At 58.8% G+C, this 18,512-nt stretch carries 15 protein-coding genes; all 15 read right to left on the reverse strand.

Annotated features, from left to right (window positions below; all coding sequences use genetic code 11):
• Window positions 1-30: 30 nt before the first annotated feature.
• The 15 genes from BUB62_RS09265 to asnB all read right to left on the reverse strand — a co-directional run bounded on the left by BUB62_RS09265 (window position 31) and on the right by asnB (window position 18,508).
• Complete coding sequence (locus BUB62_RS09265) at window positions 31-663, reverse strand: acetyltransferase (protein WP_073109103.1); 633 nt, start codon at window positions 661-663, stop codon at window positions 31-33.
• Complete coding sequence (locus BUB62_RS09270) at window positions 663-1,769, reverse strand: DegT/DnrJ/EryC1/StrS family aminotransferase (RefSeq protein WP_073109105.1); 1,107 nt, start codon at window positions 1,767-1,769, stop codon at window positions 663-665. Before BUB62_RS09270 ends, BUB62_RS09265 begins: the two co-directional genes overlap by 1 nt.
• Window positions 1,770-1,817: 48 nt before the next feature.
• Window positions 1,818-3,488 (reverse strand): ABC transporter ATP-binding protein, encoded by a 1,671-nt coding sequence (locus BUB62_RS09275; protein ID WP_159437430.1) that lies wholly within the window; start codon window positions 3,486-3,488, stop codon window positions 1,818-1,820.
• A 324-nt stretch (window positions 3,489-3,812) separates the two neighbouring features.
• Window positions 3,813-4,790, reverse strand: coding sequence for a glycosyltransferase (locus tag BUB62_RS09280; RefSeq protein ID WP_073109109.1), 978 nt, complete (start codon window positions 4,788-4,790; stop codon window positions 3,813-3,815).
• Between the two features lie 179 nt (window positions 4,791-4,969).
• Window positions 4,970-6,172 carry an acyltransferase family protein gene (locus tag BUB62_RS09285; protein WP_073109111.1) on the reverse strand — a complete coding sequence of 401 codons (1,203 nt, stop codon included), beginning with the start codon at window positions 6,170-6,172 and terminating at the stop codon, window positions 4,970-4,972.
• A gap of 213 nt (window positions 6,173-6,385) precedes the next feature.
• Window positions 6,386-7,315: a glycosyltransferase family 2 protein gene (locus BUB62_RS09290; RefSeq protein WP_073109113.1), complete on the reverse strand. Its 930-nt coding sequence runs from the start codon at window positions 7,313-7,315 to the stop codon at window positions 6,386-6,388.
• A 113-nt stretch (window positions 7,316-7,428) separates the two neighbouring features.
• Window positions 7,429-8,910 (reverse strand): DUF6056 family protein, encoded by a 1,482-nt coding sequence (locus tag BUB62_RS09295; protein WP_073109116.1) that lies wholly within the window; start codon window positions 8,908-8,910, stop codon window positions 7,429-7,431.
• 31 nt (window positions 8,911-8,941) lie between these two features.
• Entirely contained in the window at window positions 8,942-10,048 is a 1,107-nt protein-coding gene (locus BUB62_RS09300) for a DegT/DnrJ/EryC1/StrS family aminotransferase (RefSeq protein ID WP_073109118.1), read from the reverse strand.
• A gap of 6 nt (window positions 10,049-10,054) precedes the next feature.
• The gene (locus BUB62_RS09305; protein ID WP_073109121.1) at window positions 10,055-11,008 is read right to left on the reverse strand and encodes a GNAT family protein; all 954 of its coding nucleotides are present in this window, start codon (window positions 11,006-11,008) and stop codon (window positions 10,055-10,057) included.
• The gene (locus tag BUB62_RS09310) at window positions 10,993-11,400 is read right to left on the reverse strand and encodes a sugar 3,4-ketoisomerase (protein ID WP_073109123.1); all 408 of its coding nucleotides are present in this window, start codon (window positions 11,398-11,400) and stop codon (window positions 10,993-10,995) included. Before BUB62_RS09310 ends, BUB62_RS09305 begins: the two co-directional genes overlap by 16 nt.
• Window positions 11,401-11,416: 16 nt before the next feature.
• On the reverse strand, window positions 11,417-12,403 hold the full coding sequence (locus tag BUB62_RS09315) for a UDP-glucuronic acid decarboxylase family protein (RefSeq protein WP_073109125.1): 987 nt from the start codon (window positions 12,401-12,403) through the stop codon (window positions 11,417-11,419).
• A gap of 126 nt (window positions 12,404-12,529) precedes the next feature.
• The gene (locus BUB62_RS09320) at window positions 12,530-13,870 is read right to left on the reverse strand and encodes a UDP-glucose dehydrogenase family protein (RefSeq protein ID WP_073109127.1); all 1,341 of its coding nucleotides are present in this window, start codon (window positions 13,868-13,870) and stop codon (window positions 12,530-12,532) included.
• A gap of 76 nt (window positions 13,871-13,946) precedes the next feature.
• Entirely contained in the window at window positions 13,947-15,749 is a 1,803-nt protein-coding gene (locus tag BUB62_RS09325) for a hypothetical protein (RefSeq protein ID WP_073109130.1), read from the reverse strand.
• 49 nt (window positions 15,750-15,798) lie between these two features.
• A complete protein-coding gene (locus tag BUB62_RS09330; RefSeq protein ID WP_073109132.1) occupies window positions 15,799-16,554 on the reverse strand; it encodes a glycosyltransferase family 2 protein in 756 nt (251 codons plus the stop codon).
• A gap of 43 nt (window positions 16,555-16,597) precedes the next feature.
• Entirely contained in the window at window positions 16,598-18,508 is a 1,911-nt protein-coding gene (asnB, locus tag BUB62_RS09335) for an asparagine synthase (glutamine-hydrolyzing) (RefSeq protein WP_073109135.1), read from the reverse strand.
• Window positions 18,509-18,512: the final 4 nt, after the last annotated feature.

The raw sequence follows: 18,512 nt of genomic DNA on the forward strand, positions 1-18,512 counted from the left end.
GCAGGCTGGCGGCGGCGTAGCCCGGTCAGGCTAGCTCAGCGTTTTGATGACTTTGGCCGGAATGCCCACGGCTATGACGTTGCTTTCCACGTCGCGGTTTACCACCGAGCCGGCCCCGATAATGGAGTTGTCGCCGATGCTGACGCCGGGCAGCAGCACGGCCCCGGTCCCGATAACGACTTCCTTGCCGATGGTTACGTTGCCCGACAAATGCACGCCCGGCGACAGCTCGCAGTAGTCACCCAGCACGTTGTCGTGGCCCACGGTGCAGTTCAGGTTGATCAGCACGCCCTCGCCTACCACCACGTCGTTGGTCAGAATCGAGCCGGTCATGATGTTCACACCGGTGCCAATCGTGTTGTTGAAGGCGCCGATAAAGGCGTGGGGCGACACCGACGAGCAGAGCTGCCCGCCCAACTCGGTCATCTTCTGGGCCAGCTTACGGCGCACTTTCGGATTGCCCACACCCAGCACGAAGCGCGGGTCCTGGGCGAATATCCGGGCCGCGTCGGCGGGGGTTTTCAGCACCGGAAACCGACCATACAGCGCCTCGGGCAAATCCTGGGAGACATCATCGTAGAAGTAGATGCCTTCCAGATCCTGTTGCTGGCTGAAAATCTCCAGTACCTCTTTGGCAAAGCCTTTTGCGCCGACGATAACCATTATACCCGGGCTGTGGTGGACGTGGTTGGGGCAAATACCCCGCGGATAACCGCGCACACCCGGTCGACGTCCTCGTCGCTCAGGTCGTAGTACAGCGGCAGGCACAGGGCGCGCACCGAGGCACTCTCCGACACCGGCGCGGGCTGCTTGTCGGTGTAGTCGAGCGTGTTCAGCGAGGGGTAGAAATAGCGGCGGGGCGTGATGTCCTCGGCGTTGAGGGCGTCGCGCACCTGCAACAGCACTTCTTCCGACGGCAGCAGCGTGGGGTAGTACGAGTAGTTGTAGCGCGTGTGGTCGTGAATACGGGGCCGCACTAGGGGCGTATCGGCCAGGAGCCGGTCGTACCGCTCACTGATTTCGCGGCGCCGCCGGATCAGGTCATCGACCCGGGGCAGCACGCACAAACCCATGGCGGCGTGAAACTCCGAGCTTTTTCCGTTCACGCCCACGCCCCAGAACGCCTCCGGGCCGTTGTGGCCGAAGTTGCGCATGTAGCTGATCTTGTGGGCCAACTCATCGTTATCGGTAACGATAGCGCCGCCTTCCACGGTATGAAACAGCTTGGTGGCGTGAAAGCTCAGCGTCGAGATGTCGCCGTAGTTCAGCACCGAATTCTCCTTGTAGGTCACGCCGAAAGCGTGGGCCGCGTCATAAATCACCCGCAGGTTGTGGCGCTTGGCAATTTCCTCAATGGCCTCCACGTCGCAGGGGTTGCCATACACGTGGGTAGCCATAATAGCCACCGTGCGGGGCGTAATAGCGGCTTCTAGCAAGGCCGGATCAATGCACAGCGTCTCGGGGTCAATATCGACGAAGACCGGCTTGCAGCCTTCCCACACCAGGCTGGAAGTGGTGGCCACGTAGGAAAACGGCGTCGTCAGGACTTCCCCTTTCAGCTCCAGCGCCTTAATGGCAATCTGCAGCGCGATGGTGCCGTTGTTGACGAAAAACAGGTGCTTGACTCCCAGGTACTCCCGCAGCTGCTTTTCCAGCTCCACTACCAGCGGCCCGGCGTTGGTCAGGTGTACTCGGTCCCAAATGCCGGTCAGATATTCAACATAGTCTTCCAGCGGTGGCAAAAAGGACTTCGTGACGTTGATATTCATGTAAATCAGGTTAGAAAACGAGGGTAGCGAGCAGCAGGCAGGAAACGCTTATACGATGCTTTGCGCTAATTCGGCGTACTGGTGTTGCGCCACGATCTGGCCTTTGCCCAACTCGTAGATTCGGTCGCACTCACGCAGCGTGGTGATGCGGTGGGCAATGATGAGAATGGTAATGTCGGTTTTCGAGAGCTTGTTGATAGCCTCGTTTACTTCCCGCTCCGTTTCGTTGTCGAGGGCACTGGTGGCCTCGTCCAGCACCAGGATTTCGGTGCGCTTATACAGGGCGCGGGCAATGCCGATACGCTGGCGCTGCCCACCCGAGAGCTTGGAGCCACGCTCCCCAATGAAAGTATCGAGCCCCTCGGGCAGGCCTTGCACAAATGCCTGCAAAGAGGCTTGCTCCACGGCGTAGCGTAGCCGCTCCTCATCCACCTGGGTTTCGCCCAGCGTGATGTTGTCCCGGATGGAAGCCTGCATCAGGAACGTGTCCTGCTTGACGTAGCCGATGATGCTGTGCCAGGCCTTGATGTGGTCGGGCGTCAGGGGCTGGCCGTCCACGAGGATATTGCCCTGCTGCTCGGTATAGAAGCGCAGCAGAATGTTCATCAGCGTGGTTTTGCCCGAGCCCGAGCTGCCGATAAAGCCGATTTTCTCACCCTTCTTGACCGTCAGCGAAATGCCGCGCAGCACCGGCTCATCGTCGTTGGGGAACGTGAAGGACACGTTATGGAAGGCAATGGATTCGGTGAACGGCAGCGGCTGCTGGTTGGCGCTCAGCTTCTGGTCGTATTCCTCGGTGCGGAAGTTTTCCAGGTTCTCAATGGTGTACTGGCTTTGCTTGAGCTGCACCATCGACATCAACATCCGGTTCACCGACGGCATCAGGCGGTAGGCGGCAGCGGCAAACAAGCCCACCAGGGCCACCAGGCTGGTGGAGTCGTTGGCAATAAAGAGGGCGTACAAAAAGATGGTCAGCACCCCGAAAATGGCGACCATCTCAATAATGCGCAGCGGCAGCAGCGTATATAAGTACGCTTCAGCATCCAACTTGCGAATTTCCTTCTGGCTATCGAGCAGCTTGTTGCGAAACCGGGTTTGCTTATCAGCCAGGCGCAGCTCCACAAAGCCGGTAAACAGGTCGGTGATGGTGGAAATGGAAATTGGATTCAGCTCATTAATGCGGTTGCCGATACTCTGAGAACGAACCCGCAGCGCCCGGTACGTGAGCAAAGTGGTAGGCAGCAGCACAAATAGCAGAATACCGAGCAGCATGGGCTGATACACCAGTATGCCGACGACGATAACCAGCACCACCGTCAGCTCCGAAAAGAAGATAAACAGGGGCCGGATAATCATGTTCACGTAGGTGCTCGGCACCTGCAGAGAGCTGTTGATCAGGCTGGCCGAGCCCAGGTCGGTGAAGTGCCAGAAGGGGAAGTTCAGGTACTTATCCAGCTGGGTGCGGATGATAGACAGGCCCACGGCAGCCGTAAACTTGGTCTGCAGATAGTTTATCCAAACTGAAAAAGCGTTTTTCAGCAGGAAAAAGGCCATAATGGCGATGATCAGGAACAGCAGGAACGACTTTTCCGACTGGAAGTTGAGCGCCTGGTACAGCCAGTCGATGTACTTGTTCTTATGAATACCGCCGGGCTCGGCGGCCAGCATCATCACGGGTACCAAAGCAGCCAAACCCACGACATCCAGCAGGGAAGACAATATCAGCAGCAAGAACATCCAAACCACCTTCTGCCGCTCGGCCGCAGTCAGGTAGTATATAATACTTGACAGGCTATATTTAATTATTCCAGTATTCATGCAAATCAATTGTCTTCAGCAACACCTGTTCTGAAGTCCGACAGTCGCACCTTGCCTGAAACGCGACGAAGCCACAAAGGTACACAATTATCCCTTAAGCCGGTTTTGGGCTCCTACCCTACCGCACACCGCCGCGCCTGCTTCCAAGGCAAGCGCGGCGGCGGTACATTCAGACGTTCAGTGCTTTACCAACCTAGCTCCAGACGCGAAAAGCGAGGCGTAAGGCTACTGAGCAGTGGCCGCGGCCCTTGGCTTCGGCTGCCGCCGTAGCGTGTCGAGCATGTACTGGGCCACGGCTTCTTCCGAGCACACATCCTTCCACCAAGCCAGGGTTTTTTGCTGAATTTCGGACATTCTCTGCGGGTTGCCTAGCAAATCCTTAACCAGCGCATCCAGCTTGCTCCAGTCGTGCATGATAATCATGGGCGAGCCGGTGTAGTAGAACGTATCGGGCAGCGGGTCGGAGATAACGATGCAGCCCGCCCGCATGGCTTCGTAGTGCCGCAGGGTTTCTTGGCTCAGAATGCCGGTGGGGCACAGTACGATTTTGGAGTTGTAGAGCAGCTCCGTATATTTATCGGGCGTCATACCCGAGCGGAAGCCGCCCTTGTTGAACTGAATGTGGGAATCGGGGTAATGCCCGTTGTAGTTGTGCGGAACGTACTTCTTGAATTGGTGAAATACCCGAATCCAGTACCACTGCGGCAGGGCCCGGAAAAAGGTAAAGTTCTTGAACAGCGGCAGGCGGGTATTGTGCAGAGCGCCGGAGAAGTACACGTTTGTCTTCCGGGTATTGATTTCCGTAACGGGCCGGTGCTTGGTAGACGCCGCGTAGCCCAGCGGAAACTTATACAGGTTTGGGTAAGGACCATCCTTCACCAGGGAGGTCTTGAACACGGCAAAAACCTTCTTCGACATCAGCTCATCCGGCAGCGGGCTGCTGGGGTCTTCGTCGGAGAGGTAGAGAACCACGATCTTCTTGGTGTCGCCGTGCTGGGCGATGAAGTCGTAGCGGTTATCCTTCGCAATCCACAGGTGCGAGTAAATCAGAATGATATAGTCTTTCGCCTCGGCCCCGAGCAGGGTATGGAGGTTGGCAATGATGTTGCCCATGTACTCCTGCTCGAAGTTGGAATCATCCTCCCAGGTTTCCTGGGCGAAGTTAGCCACCACATTATCGTACTCTATACCCTTGATTTTCATTCGTTTCTTTGAAAGAGTGACGCCGGGCCTCTACACCTAGCCCGGTACTGCCGCCGCCGTTGGCAGGCAAGAAATAAGCCTGATGGGACTGTACTTTTCAGGGAAATACGGTCCGGCCGGAGGGCGCAAAGGTAGGAATTTCCGTTCGGGTTTGCCTAGCGGTGGGGCAAAGTACTGAGCTACAGCAAGCGGGCTTTTACCCAGGGCTGGAATTTCTTTTCCAGCACATACGCCGTCAGCAGCGACGCGCCCACGGCCACTGCAAACCGCACCCAGAACGTGAAGGCCGACCCGGAAAAAAAGCTCAGGCGCATGGCCAGCAGCATAAATGGGAAGTGAACGATGTAGAGGCCGTAGGAAAGGGTGCCGATGCGGGCCAGCCCCCCGATTACGGGTTTTGCCAGCCGCTCGACCCAGGCAAAGTCGTGCAGCAGCAGCAGCAGGCCCAGCCCGTAGCACAGGCTTGGTAGGCCGTAGGCGGCCACGTCGAACGACGGCCAGGCGGCAAGTATGTGCCGCGCGGTAAAGGCCGGCACCAGCAGCAGCAGGCCCAGCACCACTTTCTGGTGCCGGAAGCCCTTGTGCGCAAATACGATGATGCCCAGCACGGCGTAGGGCAGCCAGGCCAAGTCGTAAAACGAGAGAATGGTGGTAAACGTGTCGCCGCCGGGCAGGAACTCCAGCCGGTTGCCGGCTACCACCGCCGTGAGGCGCTGCAGGATGGCCGTCGGCGCGTTGAAGGCCTGAAAGCTGGTAAATATCAGCAGCACTGCCAGCAGCAGCTGATACGAGTGCTGCCGGTGGGGTAGGCGGCCAGCGTAGCGGGCCAGGATGAGCCCGGTCAGCCAGAACGTAAAGCCGAACCCGTAGGAGGACAGCAGCGGATGCGCGGGAAACAGCAGCACGTTGGCAATTGCTACCGCAAAGGCCGCCAGCGCCGCCACTACCGGGTGAATCCGGAAAAACGAAATCGGGATGAAGAGGGCATAGTACAGCACCTCGAAGTGCAATGACCAGGACGGCGCGTTTTCGGCAATAACGGGCACCAGCAGAATTTGCAGCAGGGCCAGATTACCCAGGATAACTGCCCAGGAATAGCCCACGCCCCACCCCACCAGTACGGCCAGCAGCATGCAAACGACATAAATTGGGTAGAGCCGCACAAACCGCTTGCGCACGTAGCCCCGGATGGTTTGGGCCGTGAGCGGCGGCTGGTTGGTGAGCCCGATTACGTAGCCCGACAGCACGAAGAAAATCAGGACGCTGAAGTGCGACGGCGCCAGATACGCCCAGAAACCCGTGGGCGTATAGTTCGGATCGAGCGTTTTAGGAAAGCTGACGTAATGATGCCAAACGACCAGCAGGGCGGCAAAACCGCGCATAGCCTCCAGATGGGGACTAAAGCGGATTGCGGCAGAAGAATACGCGGGCTGAATAGACAAAATCTCAGAATGTCAGTGCAAACATATGGATGTTAAGATACTTTAGCAGCATCGAAGCACCCCTACACGCTTACTTGGCGTTCGTAAAATTTCTCTATAAGCAGTTCAGTCCGTAAGTAACTTAGTATCAGTCAGGGTATTGCCTAACTATGGCTACTGATGCACGTTTTTCACCACGTAGAGCGGCCGTTGCCGGGCCGCGTCGAGGCCGCGCCACACGTACTCGCCAATGATGCCCAGCGCCACCATCTGGAAAGCCGACACGAAGAGCACGACGACCATCAGCGTAGTCCAGCCGGCGGCGTTGATGTGGCCCAGAGCCTTCATGATCAGGATGTAGAGGCCGTACACCATGGCTATGCCGCCCAGCATCATGCCCAGAATTGAAATCAGGCGGATGGGGAAAAACGAGAAGGACAGAATGGAGTCGATGAAGAGCTTGATCTTCTTCGACAGCGTCCAGCGCGACTTGCCGATTTCGCGCTTGCGGCGCACGTACGGAATGTTGACGTAGGTGAAGCCCAGCCACACCATCAGGTAGAAAATGTTGCTGTTGCGCTCCTTCAGCCGCACCACTTCGTCGCACACCTGCCGGTCGAAAAACACGAAGTCGAAGCCGCCGTCCGGGATATTGGACAACGCCACCTTCTTCATAATCTTATGAAAAAGCTGGGCAAACCACTTCTGCAGACCGGTTTCTTCGCGGTCCTGCCGGTTGCCGATAACGAGCTTGAAGCCTTTAAGCCAGTACTCGTACATCTGCACCATCAGCTCGGGCGGGTCCTGCATGTCGGCCGTGATGATAGCCATACAGTCGCCGGTGGCGTGGGTCATACCGGCGGCAATGGCGTTGTAGGAGCCCACGTTGCTCACCAACTCCACCACCTGCACCTTATCAGGATACTGGCTGCGGAAGCGCAGCAGCTCCCGCATCGTATTGTCGCCGGAGCCGTCATCGACCATCACGTATTCGAAGGTGACATCGGCGGGAAAGCCGGCTTCATTCTCAATCAGGGCCTGGGCCGTAACCGGAATGTTGCCTTCGTTGTAGTAACAGGGAATGATAACGGAGAGCTTGGGCATAGAAACGGCAGAACAGGGAGCAATCAGCTGCTTGTTCGGCAAAGGTAGGGTGGGAATTGATTAAAGCCGCGCGGCGGCCCCAGACTTCGGGGGCCGCCAAACTGAAATCGGGGCTACGGATGGTAGGGGTTGGGTTTTACAACCACGCTGTCGACCCCGTAGTAAATGGCGTACTGCGAGGCGTCGTCGTTGTTAAAGTCGTAGGTGTAGAGCACACCAGGGGCCCGGTAGGCGTCCTCGTTGCTGTATAGGGGCCGCATTTCGGTAACCTGGGCCTGGCGGGCAGCTTCATTTTTCAGAAACCGCTCCCGCTGCCGCACGCGGGCGTAGTGCTCGGGGGCTTTGGTGGCCACGTCCAGGAAAGCCATGTGGGTGTTGCTGGCGCTGGACAAAAAGCACAGCCCGAAAAAGGCCAAAGCCGTCAGGCGCCAGCCGGTGGGGCTGCTCAGGGCCCGCAGCACTTCCGACTGGGCAGCGTAGCGGGCAAAAACCGTGGCCAGCAGCCACACCCAGCCGACCATAAAGTAGAAGTACACGCACTGCCAGCTGTGAGGCCACACCGTTTGGTAAACCAGCGTCGACGGGAAAATCATGGCTGCCATGCCCCCCAGCAGCCACAGGGCCAGCAGCGCGGGGTGCAGACGGCTCAGGTCGAAGATTACGGCGCTACGCACCCGGGTCAGCAGGCCGGCCAGCAGCACGCTGCCCAGCAGCAGCAGCAGGCTATTGGCCCAGGAAATGCTTTGCGTGAGGGCGAAGTAGAAGCTTTTGACAAGGATAACGACAACCTGAGGGCTTTTGATAATCTGGCCCAGGTTACGACCTTCCATAGTGGCGCGCACCTGGTTGCCGGGCGCGGTAACGGCGAAGAAAGCGCCAATCATTGCCAGCGCAAACAACGCCACAAACCACCACTTGCCCGGGTGCTTCATCAGCAAAGCCAGGGCTGCGGCGCTGCCCAGCACCCAGCAGATGGCCATCATCGACACATCATAGGCGCCAATGGCTATTACACTAAACAGGACGCCGCCCAGCAGGCAAACCAGCTGCGCGGCCGGGCGGCCCTGGTAGCGGTGCAGGCCCACCAAGCCGGCAAAGGCAAACAGGCTGGCAATAACCCCGGCCGTGTAGGAGGTGTAGCCCCCGAACCAGTAGAAAGCGGCCCCGGCCATTTCGAAGCCGTTCAGGTACAGCACCGTCAGGAGCAGCGCGCAGGCCAGCACCACCGAGGTACGGGCCCCGCGCAGCAGCACCCGGAAGAACGTGAAAGCACCCAGCGCCAGCAGGGAAATGATGGCAATAGGCTGAATCCGGGCCAGCAGCTCGGTTTGCTGGTACGACAACGGGTCCAGATACGCCTTTAAGGCAAGCTCCGTGTAGCGCCCCGTCCAGTTGGCATACAGGTCGCGGATGAACTGCATGCGGCCCAGGCGAATAATCCGGTTGGAGTTGGCGTAGTCGTCGTGGATGCTGGGGTAATTGTAGTAAGCCAGCAGCAGGAAGGGCAGAATAGCCGCGGCCAGCGCCAGCAGCCATCCGCCCCGCACGCGCGAGTCAACCGCGGGAGAGCTGACAACGGGGTCAGAAACTTGCATAAAAGAGGATAAAGGAGCCCGAAGGAAAGAATTAGCGGCGGAGGAAAGTGCGGATATGACTGCTGACCTGCGTCACGTGCTCGGGCGTCATGCCGGGCCACATGGGCAAGCTCAGGCAGGTAGTAGCCAGCTCTTCGGCAATGGGGAAGTCGCCGGCCTTGAAATTCATGAAGCGGTAGGCTTCCTGCAGATGGGGCGGAATCGGGTAGTGAATCAGCGTGCCGATGCCCTGTTCGGTGAGGTACTTCTGCAGCTCGTCGCGCTGGCTGGTGCGCACCACATACAGGTGATACACGTGGGTAGCACCCGGCGCTACGGCCGGCAGGTGCAGGTCGGGAATACCGGCCAGCTGCTCGTTGTACAGCGCGGCCACTTCCTGGCGCTGCCCGGTCCACTCCATCAGCTTGGGCAGCTTGGCGCTCAGCACGGCGGCCTGCAATTCGTCGAGGCGGGAGTTGTGGCCGATAACTTCGTTGTAGTATTTCTGCTGGGAGCCGTAGTTGCGCAGGGTCCGCACCTTCTTGGCCAACTCGGCGTCGTTGGTGGTCACGGCCCCGGCGTCGCCGAGGGCACCCAGGTTTTTGCCGGGGTAAAAGCTCGTAGCGTTCAGGTGGCCGAAGCTGCCGGTGATGCCGCCGGCGTAGGCCGCGCCCTGCGACTGGGCATTGTCTTCAATGACGTACAGGTTGTGGCGCTGGGCAATTTCCATGATGGCGCCCATCTCGCAGGCCTGGCCGTACAGATGCACTGGCATGATGGCGCGGGTGCGGGGCGTAATGGCCGCCTCCAGCAGGGCCGGGTCCAGGTTGTAGGTCGTCGGGTTGGGCTCCACCGGAATGGGCGTGGCGCCCACGAAGGAAATAGCCAGCCAGGTAGCAATGTAGGTGTTGGAGGGCACGATTACCTCGTCTCCTTCCTTCACTTCGAGGGCTTTGAGGGCCAGGTGCAGCGCGTCCAGCCCGTTGGCAACCCCAATGCACTCGGTAGTGGTAGAAAAGCGGGCGTACTCAGCTTCAAACTGCTTAACGGCCTCGCCCAGCACGTACCACTGCGAGTCAAACACCTGGCTCATAGCGTCCAGCACCTGGGTGCGAACCGCCTGATTTTGGGGAGTAAAGGAAAGAAAAGGAACTTTCATAACGAACTAGTTGAAATGGGAGCACGCCAGCACGTGGCCGCACCCGCCGACTTTAAAATTCAATTTTTCGCAGGTCCGAAATACGGCCCGGTTGGTCGCCTGGGTGGTCATCAGCACGTACTCAGCGCCCTGGCGCCGGGCCCGCCGCACGGTTTCCGACACCAGCTTCAGGTGCCAGCCCCGATTGAGCGGCCCCACGGCCGTGAGCACCACGCGCGAAAAGCCGGAACCCAAACTAACGCCGTGTGCCTTCAGGTCGCTGATGGCCAGAAACGAGTCAACGGGCAAGCCGGGCTCGGCGGGCACCAGTACGTCGTCGCAGTAGCCTTCCACGGCCGCCGAGGCGTAGCGGTCCAGAAACTGGTCCCCTTTGTCGCCGCTGAACCACTGGTCGGCGTGAAACCGGTCGTACTCGTTGCGGGCCGCCGCCGAGATGCTGCCAACAGCGGCGGCTTCGTCCGGGCGGGCCGAGCGCACCGCGTATTCGGGCTGCTCAAACGTGGCTACGGCATCGTGGAAATACGTCAGGCGGGTTTCCACCAGCCGCCAGCCCGCGTCGCCCAGGGCCTGGGCCACGCGGGTGTCTTCGGCGGGCAGCTCGGCAAAGCAGTAGGCGGCTCCCTCCTGCCCCAGCTGCCGACGGAAAGCGGCACCGGCCGCCGCCAGCACGGAAGCCGGGGTGTCATTAGCGAAGAGAGCGGTAAACACTTTGTACACCGGAGCCTGGAAAAAATCAGTATCCCAGGGCAGAAAGGCGTACAAAAACTGAACGGTAGCGCCTTTCTGCGCAAACTCGAACACCCGATGGTTTGGGTCGGCGGCGTAGCCGGCGGCCAGCCCGGTGCCGAACAGGCGTTGCTGGGTGGCCGCGTCGAGCTGGCGCAGGAAGTTGTAGGGCGAATAGAAAAACAGCTTTTCGGCCCGGGCCGCTACCAGCTCGGCGTTTACTTGTGGCCCCATACCTGGCGGAAGTTTTCGTACTGCCGGATATAGTCCTGCTCGTTGTAGCGCGTGGAGGCAAACACCAGCTGCACGGCCGTGTGCGAGTACTGCATGGTGTGCCACGCATTGGGCGGCACGTACACGCCCACGTGCGGCGACTCCAGCACGAAAGTGCTGATTTCGCCGTCGGGCATTTCGGTGGTCACGATGATGCGGCCGGCCACGGCAATCAGCACCTGCTCGGTGGCGTGATGCGCGTGCCGGCCCCGCACGATGCTTTCCGGCGTGAAATACGTCCAGAACGTCCGCTCCACCGTGAACGGAATCAGCCCGTTGGCCTCGCCCACGGAAATGTAGCCGATGTCGGAAGCGCCCAGCTTGGGAAACTCAATTAAGTGCGGCTTTTGCATACGCGGCGAAACCAGCTTAGAACGAGCGAGGAGTGTTGTTGACCTGCCCGGCGGCGGCTACTTGCACATGCTCCTTGAAGTACTCCAGGGTGCGACGCAGACCTTCGGCGCGGTCTACCTGCGGCTCCCAGCCCAGGATTTCCTTGGCCTTGGTGATGTCCGGCTTGCGCTTCATCGGGTCGTTCTGGGGCAGCTCCTGGTAGGTGGGCTTGAACTCCACGTTCATGAGCTTGGCAATTTCCTCACCGAACTCCTTGATGGTGATTTCGTCGGGGTTGCCGATGTTCACGGGCAAAGCGTAGTCGCTCAGCAGCAGGCGGTAGATGCCCTCAATCAGATCATCCACGTAGCAGAACGAGCGGGTCTGGCTGCCGTCGCCGAATACGGTCAGGTTCTCGCCGCGCAGGGCCTGGCTCAGGAATGCCGGCAACACGCGGCCGTCGTTGAGGCGCATACGCGGGCCGTAGGTGTTGAAGATGCGCACGATGCGCGTCTCCAGGCCGTGGTGGTTGTGGTAGGCCATCGTAATGGCTTCCTGGAAGCGCTTGGCCTCGTCGTAGCAGCCGCGCGGACCCACGGGGTTTACGTTGCCGAAGTACTCCTCCACCTGGGGGTGAATCTCGGGGTCGCCGTACACTTCCGAGGTGCTAGCAATCAGCATGCGGGCGCCTTTCACGCGGGCCAGGCCCAGCAGGTTGTGGGTGCCGAGCGAGCCAACTTTCAACGTCTGAATCGGAATCTTCAGATAGTCGATAGGCGAAGCGGGCGAGGCGAAGTGCAGGATATAGTCCAGCTTGCCGGGCACGAACACAAACTTCGACACGTCGGCGTGGTGGAACTCGAAGTCCTCCCGGCCAAACAGGTGCTCGATGTTGGCCAGGTCGCCGGTAATCAGGTTGTCCATGGCAATGACATGGTAGCCTTCCTTCAGGAACCGGTCGCAGAGGTGGGAGCCCAGAAAGCCCGCACCGCCGGTAATCAGAATTCGTTTTTTATCAGACATGTTCGTTGTCGTTAGTTGTTGGTTGTCAGTTATTAGTTGTTGGTTGTTAGCTGTTGGCTGTCAGCTGTTAGCGTTATTAAAAACCTAACAACTGACAGCCAACAACTAGCAACCAACAACCAGCAACTAAGCCACTGGTTCCTTGTGGTCGGTACGGATACCGATGCAGTGGTAGGTGAAGCCAGCCTCGTGCAACTCCTTGGCATCGTAGATGTTACGGCCGTCGAAAATGGCTTTCTGCTTCATCAGGCGGGCTACCACCTCGAAGTTGGGCGAGCGGAAGTCGGGCCACTCGGTTACAACCAGCAGGGCGTCGGCATCGATGATGGCCGCGAATTCGTCCTTGGCGTAGGTGATACGGTCCTGCAACTGGTGCTTGGCTTCTTCCATGGCCACCGGGTCGTAGGCCGAAACGATGCAGCCCGCGTCGAGCAGCTTGTCGATGATAACCACCGAGGGCGCCTCGCGCATGTCGTCGGTTTTGGGCTTGAACGACAGCCCCCATACGGCCATCTTCTTGCCTTTCAAATCGCCGCCGAAGTGCTTGTATACTTTGTCGAACAACACTTCCTTCTGGGCTTCGTTCACGCTTTCCACGGCCTTGAGCACCTGCATCTGGTAGCCGTTTTCGGCGGCCGTCTTAATCAGGGCCTTCACGTCTTTGGGGAAGCAGGAGCCGCCGTAGCCGATGCCGGGGTAAATGAACTTGGTGCCGATGCGGGCGTCGGAGCCGATGCCTTTGCGCACCATGTTCACGTCGGCGCCCATGATTTCGCAGAGGTTGGCAATGTCGTTCATAAACGAAATCTTGGTCGCCAGCATGGAGTTGGCGGCGTATTTCGTCATCTCAGCCGACGGAATATCCATGAAGATAATCGGGTGGCCGTTGAGCAAAAAGGGCTTGTAGAGCTTGCTCATTACCTCCTCGGCGCGGGCCGAAGCCACACCCACCACGATACGGTCGGGCTTGAGGAAGTCGTCGATGGCGGCGCCTTCCTTGAGGAACTCGGGGTTGGAAGCTACGTCGAACTCGATGTTGACGCCGCGCTTGGCCAGGGCCTGCTCGATTTCGGTGCGCACCTTGGCGGCCGTGCCCACCGGCACCGTGCTCTTGGTTACGATAACGCCGTAGTTGTTCATGTTTTCGCCGATGCCCCGGGCTACGGCCAGCACGTATTTCAAATCGGCCGAGCCATCTTCGCCGGGAGGCGTGCCTACGGCAATAAAGGCCACGTCGGCGTCCTTGATGCCCTCGGCCAGGTTGGTAGAGAAGTGCAGGCGTCCTTTCTCGACGTTGCGGCTCACCATTTCTTCCAGACCGGGCTCATAGATTGGCAGAATCCCCTTGTGCAGGTTGTCAATCTTTTTCTGGTCAATATCAATGCAGGTTACATCAATTCCGACCTCGGCGAAGCACGTGCCGGTTACCAGCCCTACATAGCCGGTACCTACTACTGCGATTTTCATATGCGGAGAGAGTTTGAAATATATTTCAATGGGAGACTGAGGAAAAACGGGCACAGGGCCCGGCAAAAGCAAGCAGCTAGGGTTTAACTGCCGCCGAGTTTACTAAAAATACCGTCGCGTGCGCATCATCGTAGAGCGTCTGCGCCGGGTGGTTCTTCAGATAGCCGGCGGGGTCGGTGCCGAAATGCTTGTCGTGGACTACCAACGCGGGGCCGGTGAGGGAGTCGAGCAGCGTGGGCGTTACGTCCAGGCGCAGGCGCTTGGTGGGCCGGTGCTGGGTGGTAAAGTCGTATTCTACGTTGCCATCGGCCAGGAAGCTGTCGACCAAGTACACCGGCGGCTGGGCCAGGTTCAGGCGGAAGCCCTGCTCGGTGAGCAGCTCCCCAACGCGGCGGTAAGAAAAAGAATGGCTTTCGTTGATGTAGAGCTTCTGGTAAAAGCCCCGGACGCTGAGCACCGTGAGTCCCAGCGCGAAGAGCACCAGCACGGGCCCCGCTAAGCGGCGGAAGCCCACCGCCTGACCGAAACCAGCCAGCCCCGATTCCAGGGCTATGGCCAGCAAATAGGCCAGCGGCACGGCCAGGTATTGCCAGCACCGCTCATACGGCACCACCGACTGCGCCAGCATAAAGAACATGGGCAGCACCAGCATCAGCAGGCTGAGCACCACCAGCGGCCGGGGCAGCTGCCCGGCGGTGCGGCGGCGCCAAAAGGCCACCGCGCCCAGCGCCAAGGCCAGCAGCCAGAACCAGCCCAGCGCCTTGAAAGTGAAGAAAGCGTAGGTCAGGTCGCCCATAGCGGGCAGCATCTTGTGCAGCACCTCGCCCCGGGAAATCGGCAGCACGTACTTATTCTTGATAAGGGCCGACAAGCCCGAAACGGCAATCAGCGGGGTATAGAAGGCCACTACGCCGACGACCACCAGCAAACCCAGCGCCACCAAGTGCAGCATCTTGGGCTGCTTGGGCTGGCGCGTGAGCAGCGAGTAAATCCCCAGCGTGGCCATGATGCTGGCAAAGCAATACACGTAGGTGGGAATGGCGGCCATACCGATGACGGAAACCAAACCCAGCAGCAGCCAGCTCAGCTCCCGGTAGCGGCTCCGGGCTTTGAGCAGCTCGGGAATCAGGCAGAAGCTGACGGCCGTGCAGAGTAGAATAATGGTGTAGCCCCGGGCCATAAAGCTGTAGAGCACCACCATATCGAGGCCGAAGAAGAACACCAGCGCCGTGAGGACCACCGCCGGCCGGCTCACGCGCTGCAGGCCCACAAACAGCACCCAATACAGCAGCATGCTGGCCAGGATGGTAACGGCCCGCATGCCGAAAGCCACCGAGCCGACAAGCTTGAGCATAACCCCAGCCAGCACCGAAACCAGCACGTGGTTGTTGGGAAACGGATAAAACACCAAGGCAATAGCCGGCCCGCGGGAGCTGAAAGCAATGTATGTGTAGAGCTCGTCGTAGATGAAGGGAATGGTCGAGGCGCAGTAGAACAGCAAAAAGGTAAGGGCGAAAAAGAGCCCGAACACCACCAAGCGCTGCCCAAACGTCCAGGTCTGGAGCACGCTGGTCAAGTAGGTGCTCAGGCCCACCGCTTGCTGGCCCACGGTGCGCAGGTATAGCTCGATGCGGGACCAAAAGCGCCACACGGCGGCGGTCATCAGCCCTAGCCCTACCAGCACAACACCCACGCCTAACTTTGCTTTGAACAACAGGCTGTCGGTCAGCAGCCCGTTGAGTTTGTCGGCGTATGCCGCTAGGCCACCCCGCTGGATCAGCAGCTCCAGGAGCGCCGCCCGCGAAATGAGCGTAAAGCCAATACCACCGACCAGGGTTACGAGAAACAGAATACAGATTAGGTATTTGACGAATTTCATACAGGAGGCACGCCAACCAGTCAGCGCAATAGGATGGAATTGTCCCGGTCTAACGGCCCAACAGACCGTACTTCACAATGCAGTAAATGGCCCGGAATCCATCGCGCCAGCCGATCTTCTTGCCTTCGGCGTAGGTGCGGCCGTAGTAGCTGATGCCCACCTCGTAAATGCGCACGTCTTTTACGCGCGACACCTTAGCCGTGACTTCGGGCTCAAATCCAAATCGGTTTTCCTCCAGTTTCAGTCCCTGAATAATGTCGCGCCGAAACAATTTGTAGCATGTTTCCATGTCCGTCAGATTCAGGTCGGTGCACATATTGCTTAGAAAAGTAAGCATCTGGTTGCCCAGGCTGTGCCAAAAGAAGAGGATGCGGTGGGGATTTCCGCCCATGAAGCGCGAGCCGAACACGACGTCGGCAAAGCCCTTGAGGATTGGCTTGATGAGAAGGTTGTACTCCTCCGGATCATATTCCAGGTCGGCATCCTGAATGATAACGTAGTCGCCGGTAGCCTCACGGATACCGGTATGCAAAGCCGCTCCTTTTCCCTGGTTGACGGTGTGCTGCAGCAAACGCAGCCCCATTGCCGGATTCTGAGCTATGTAATTATTTATTACTTCCGAAGAATTATCGGAGGAACAGTCATTAACCAGAATAATTTCCTTTTGAATGTCATTGGTCAGCTTTAAATCGCGCAGCAAGTCCAAAATCTGGTGGATTGTGCGAGCTTCGTTGTAAACCGGAATAACGATGGAAAGAGTCCGAAATTGAACGTTTGGGGCGGAAGAGCTAGCAGGGGAAGCCATCAAGGAAAGGAAACAAGGGATGAAGGAGTGTAACACGCTTAGGTTAGGCGTGCAGCATATACTTTTTCCACCACCACTGAAACACGATGAGCGCCCAGATGCGGGCATGCACGTCGCCGGGGTTGCGGGAGAAAAGCTGGGCTTTGAGGGCCCGGATGGCATCGACGCTGAATACTCCCTGCGCTTCGATGAAGGCATCGGAAAGTAGGTCGTCTTCAATGAGCGGGCGCAGCTCGTTGCGGAACCACTTCAACAGGGGCACCTCGAAACCGTGCTTAGGGCGCTTGTAAAGCTCTTCGGGCAGCATGGGACGGAAGGCATCCTGCACGATGCGCTTCTTCATATTCGCGTCGATTTTACTGGTAACGGGAATAGAGAAAGCGAAGTTGACCACGTTGGGGTCCAGGAACGGGGGGCGCACCTCCAGGGAGTTGGCCATGCTCATCAAGTCGACCTTGGTGAGCATGTCGTAGGGCAGCACCAGGTTCATGTCGGTGAGCAGCACTTCGTTTAGGTCGCCGTCGGTGTGCAGGTTTTCCAGAATATCGCGGCGGCGCTTGTCGGCCAGCTTCTTGCCGATTTTGCGGCGTGAGGCGGGGCTGAGCAGGTTGCGGGCATCTTTCTCGCTCACAAAGCTGGCCCAGTCCCAGTAGCGGTCTTTGGGGCCACTGAGCATGCCGCGCGAAAAGCGCTGAAACTGCCGCACTTTGTTGCCCAGGAAGGAATTGCGCGACTTGGGCAGCACGTCCCAGAGCAGGTTCAGGCCCGTTACGGCTTCGGCCTTGAAACCGCCCTGCCGCACCTGAAACTCGCCCATGTGCTTGTTGTAGCCGGCAAACATTTCGTCGGCCCCGTCGCCGGAAAGCGCTACCGTGGCCTTTTCGCGGGTGCGCTTGCTAAGGATGTAAACGGCCAGCGCCGAAGAATCAGCAAAAGGCTCGTCGATGTAGTCGAGCACGTCAAAGATGTGGTCGTACAGATCCTGGTTGGTGAGCGAGAAAACCGTGTGGTTGGTGTTGTAGCGCTCAGCTACCAGCTTGGCGTACTTGGTTTCGTCGAAGAACGGCTCGTCGCGGTAGCCAATGCTGAACGTGTTCAGGTGCTGGGTGTGGCGCGAGGCCAAGGCCACAATAACGCTGCTATCGATGCCGCCGCTCAGAAACGCGCCCACGGGCACATCGGCCACGAGGCGGCGGGCGGTGGCATCGTCGAGCAGCTCGACCAGCTTTTTCTGCTGCTGCTCGTAGCTAAGCTTGTTTTTATCGGTCTTCTTCGCGTCGTACGGAATCTTGTACCAGCGCTTGCCCACCACTTTGCCGCCCTTCACATAGAGGTAGTGGCCGGGCAGCAATTTCTTCACGCCCTTGAAAATGGTGGCGGGGCCGGGAATGTAGTTGAGTTGCAGATACTGGCTCAGGGCCACGTAGTCGAGCTTGCGGGGCACGCCCAGCGCCAGCAGTGACTTCATCTCGGAGGCGAAGAACATCTTGTCCTCGTCGCGGTACACGAGCAGGGGCTTCTCCCCCATCCGGTCGCGGGCGATAAACAGCGAGTCCTCCTCCTTATCATAGATAGCCAGTCCGAAAAAGCCGTTGAGCTTCTTCAAAAAGCCCCGGCCTTCGCTGATATACAGCTTCAAAATGACCTCGGTATCGGTCTGGGAGCGGAACGTGTGGCCTTTTTTGACCAGCTTCTGGCGCAGCTCGCGGAAGTTGAAAATCTCGCCGTTGAAAACGATGGTGTAGCGTCCCGACTCGTCGGTCATCGGCTGGTTGCCGTCGGCCGAGAGGTCGAGGATAGCCAGACGGCGGAAGCCCAAGCCACAATTATCGTACACGAAGTGCCCCTGCGAATCGGGTCCGCGGCTGACAATGGCGTCGGTAGAGGCTTGCAACGCGGCGAGCGAACTGCGGCCAGCGTCGGTGAAGGCGAATATTCCGGTGATTCCACACATAATT

Source organism: Hymenobacter daecheongensis DSM 21074, from assembly GCF_900141805.1.
Lineage (GTDB): Bacteria > Bacteroidota > Bacteroidia > Cytophagales > Hymenobacteraceae > Hymenobacter > Hymenobacter daecheongensis.

Excerpts from the sequence above, each read along its gene's own strand:
- BUB62_RS09265 (WP_073109103.1), bottom strand. The coding sequence starts at position 663 with ATGGTTATCGTCGGCGCAAAAGGCTTTGCCAAAGAGGTACTGGAGATT.
- BUB62_RS09270 (WP_073109105.1), bottom strand. The coding sequence starts at position 1,769 with ATGAATATCAACGTCACGAAGTCCTTTTTGCCACCGCTGGAAGACTAT.
- BUB62_RS09280 (WP_073109109.1), bottom strand. The coding sequence starts at position 4,790 with ATGAAAATCAAGGGTATAGAGTACGATAATGTGGTGGCTAACTTCGCC.
- BUB62_RS09285 (WP_073109111.1), bottom strand. The coding sequence starts at position 6,172 with ATGCGCGGTTTTGCCGCCCTGCTGGTCGTTTGGCATCATTACGTCAGC.
- BUB62_RS09290 (WP_073109113.1), bottom strand. The coding sequence starts at position 7,315 with ATGCCCAAGCTCTCCGTTATCATTCCCTGTTACTACAACGAAGGCAAC.
- BUB62_RS09295 (WP_073109116.1), bottom strand. The coding sequence starts at position 8,910 with ATGCAAGTTTCTGACCCCGTTGTCAGCTCTCCCGCGGTTGACTCGCGC.
- BUB62_RS09300 (WP_073109118.1), bottom strand. The coding sequence starts at position 10,048 with ATGAAAGTTCCTTTTCTTTCCTTTACTCCCCAAAATCAGGCGGTTCGC.
- BUB62_RS09305 (WP_073109121.1), bottom strand. The coding sequence starts at position 11,008 with ATGGGGCCACAAGTAAACGCCGAGCTGGTAGCGGCCCGGGCCGAAAAG.
- BUB62_RS09310 (WP_073109123.1), bottom strand. The coding sequence starts at position 11,400 with ATGCAAAAGCCGCACTTAATTGAGTTTCCCAAGCTGGGCGCTTCCGAC.
- BUB62_RS09315 (WP_073109125.1), bottom strand. The coding sequence starts at position 12,403 with ATGTCTGATAAAAAACGAATTCTGATTACCGGCGGTGCGGGCTTTCTG.
- BUB62_RS09320 (WP_073109127.1), bottom strand. The coding sequence starts at position 13,870 with ATGAAAATCGCAGTAGTAGGTACCGGCTATGTAGGGCTGGTAACCGGC.
- BUB62_RS09325 (WP_073109130.1), bottom strand. The coding sequence starts at position 15,749 with ATGAAATTCGTCAAATACCTAATCTGTATTCTGTTTCTCGTAACCCTG.
- BUB62_RS09330 (WP_073109132.1), bottom strand. The coding sequence starts at position 16,554 with ATGGCTTCCCCTGCTAGCTCTTCCGCCCCAAACGTTCAATTTCGGACT.
- asnB (WP_073109135.1), bottom strand. The coding sequence starts at position 18,508 with ATGTGTGGAATCACCGGAATATTCGCCTTCACCGACGCTGGCCGCAGT.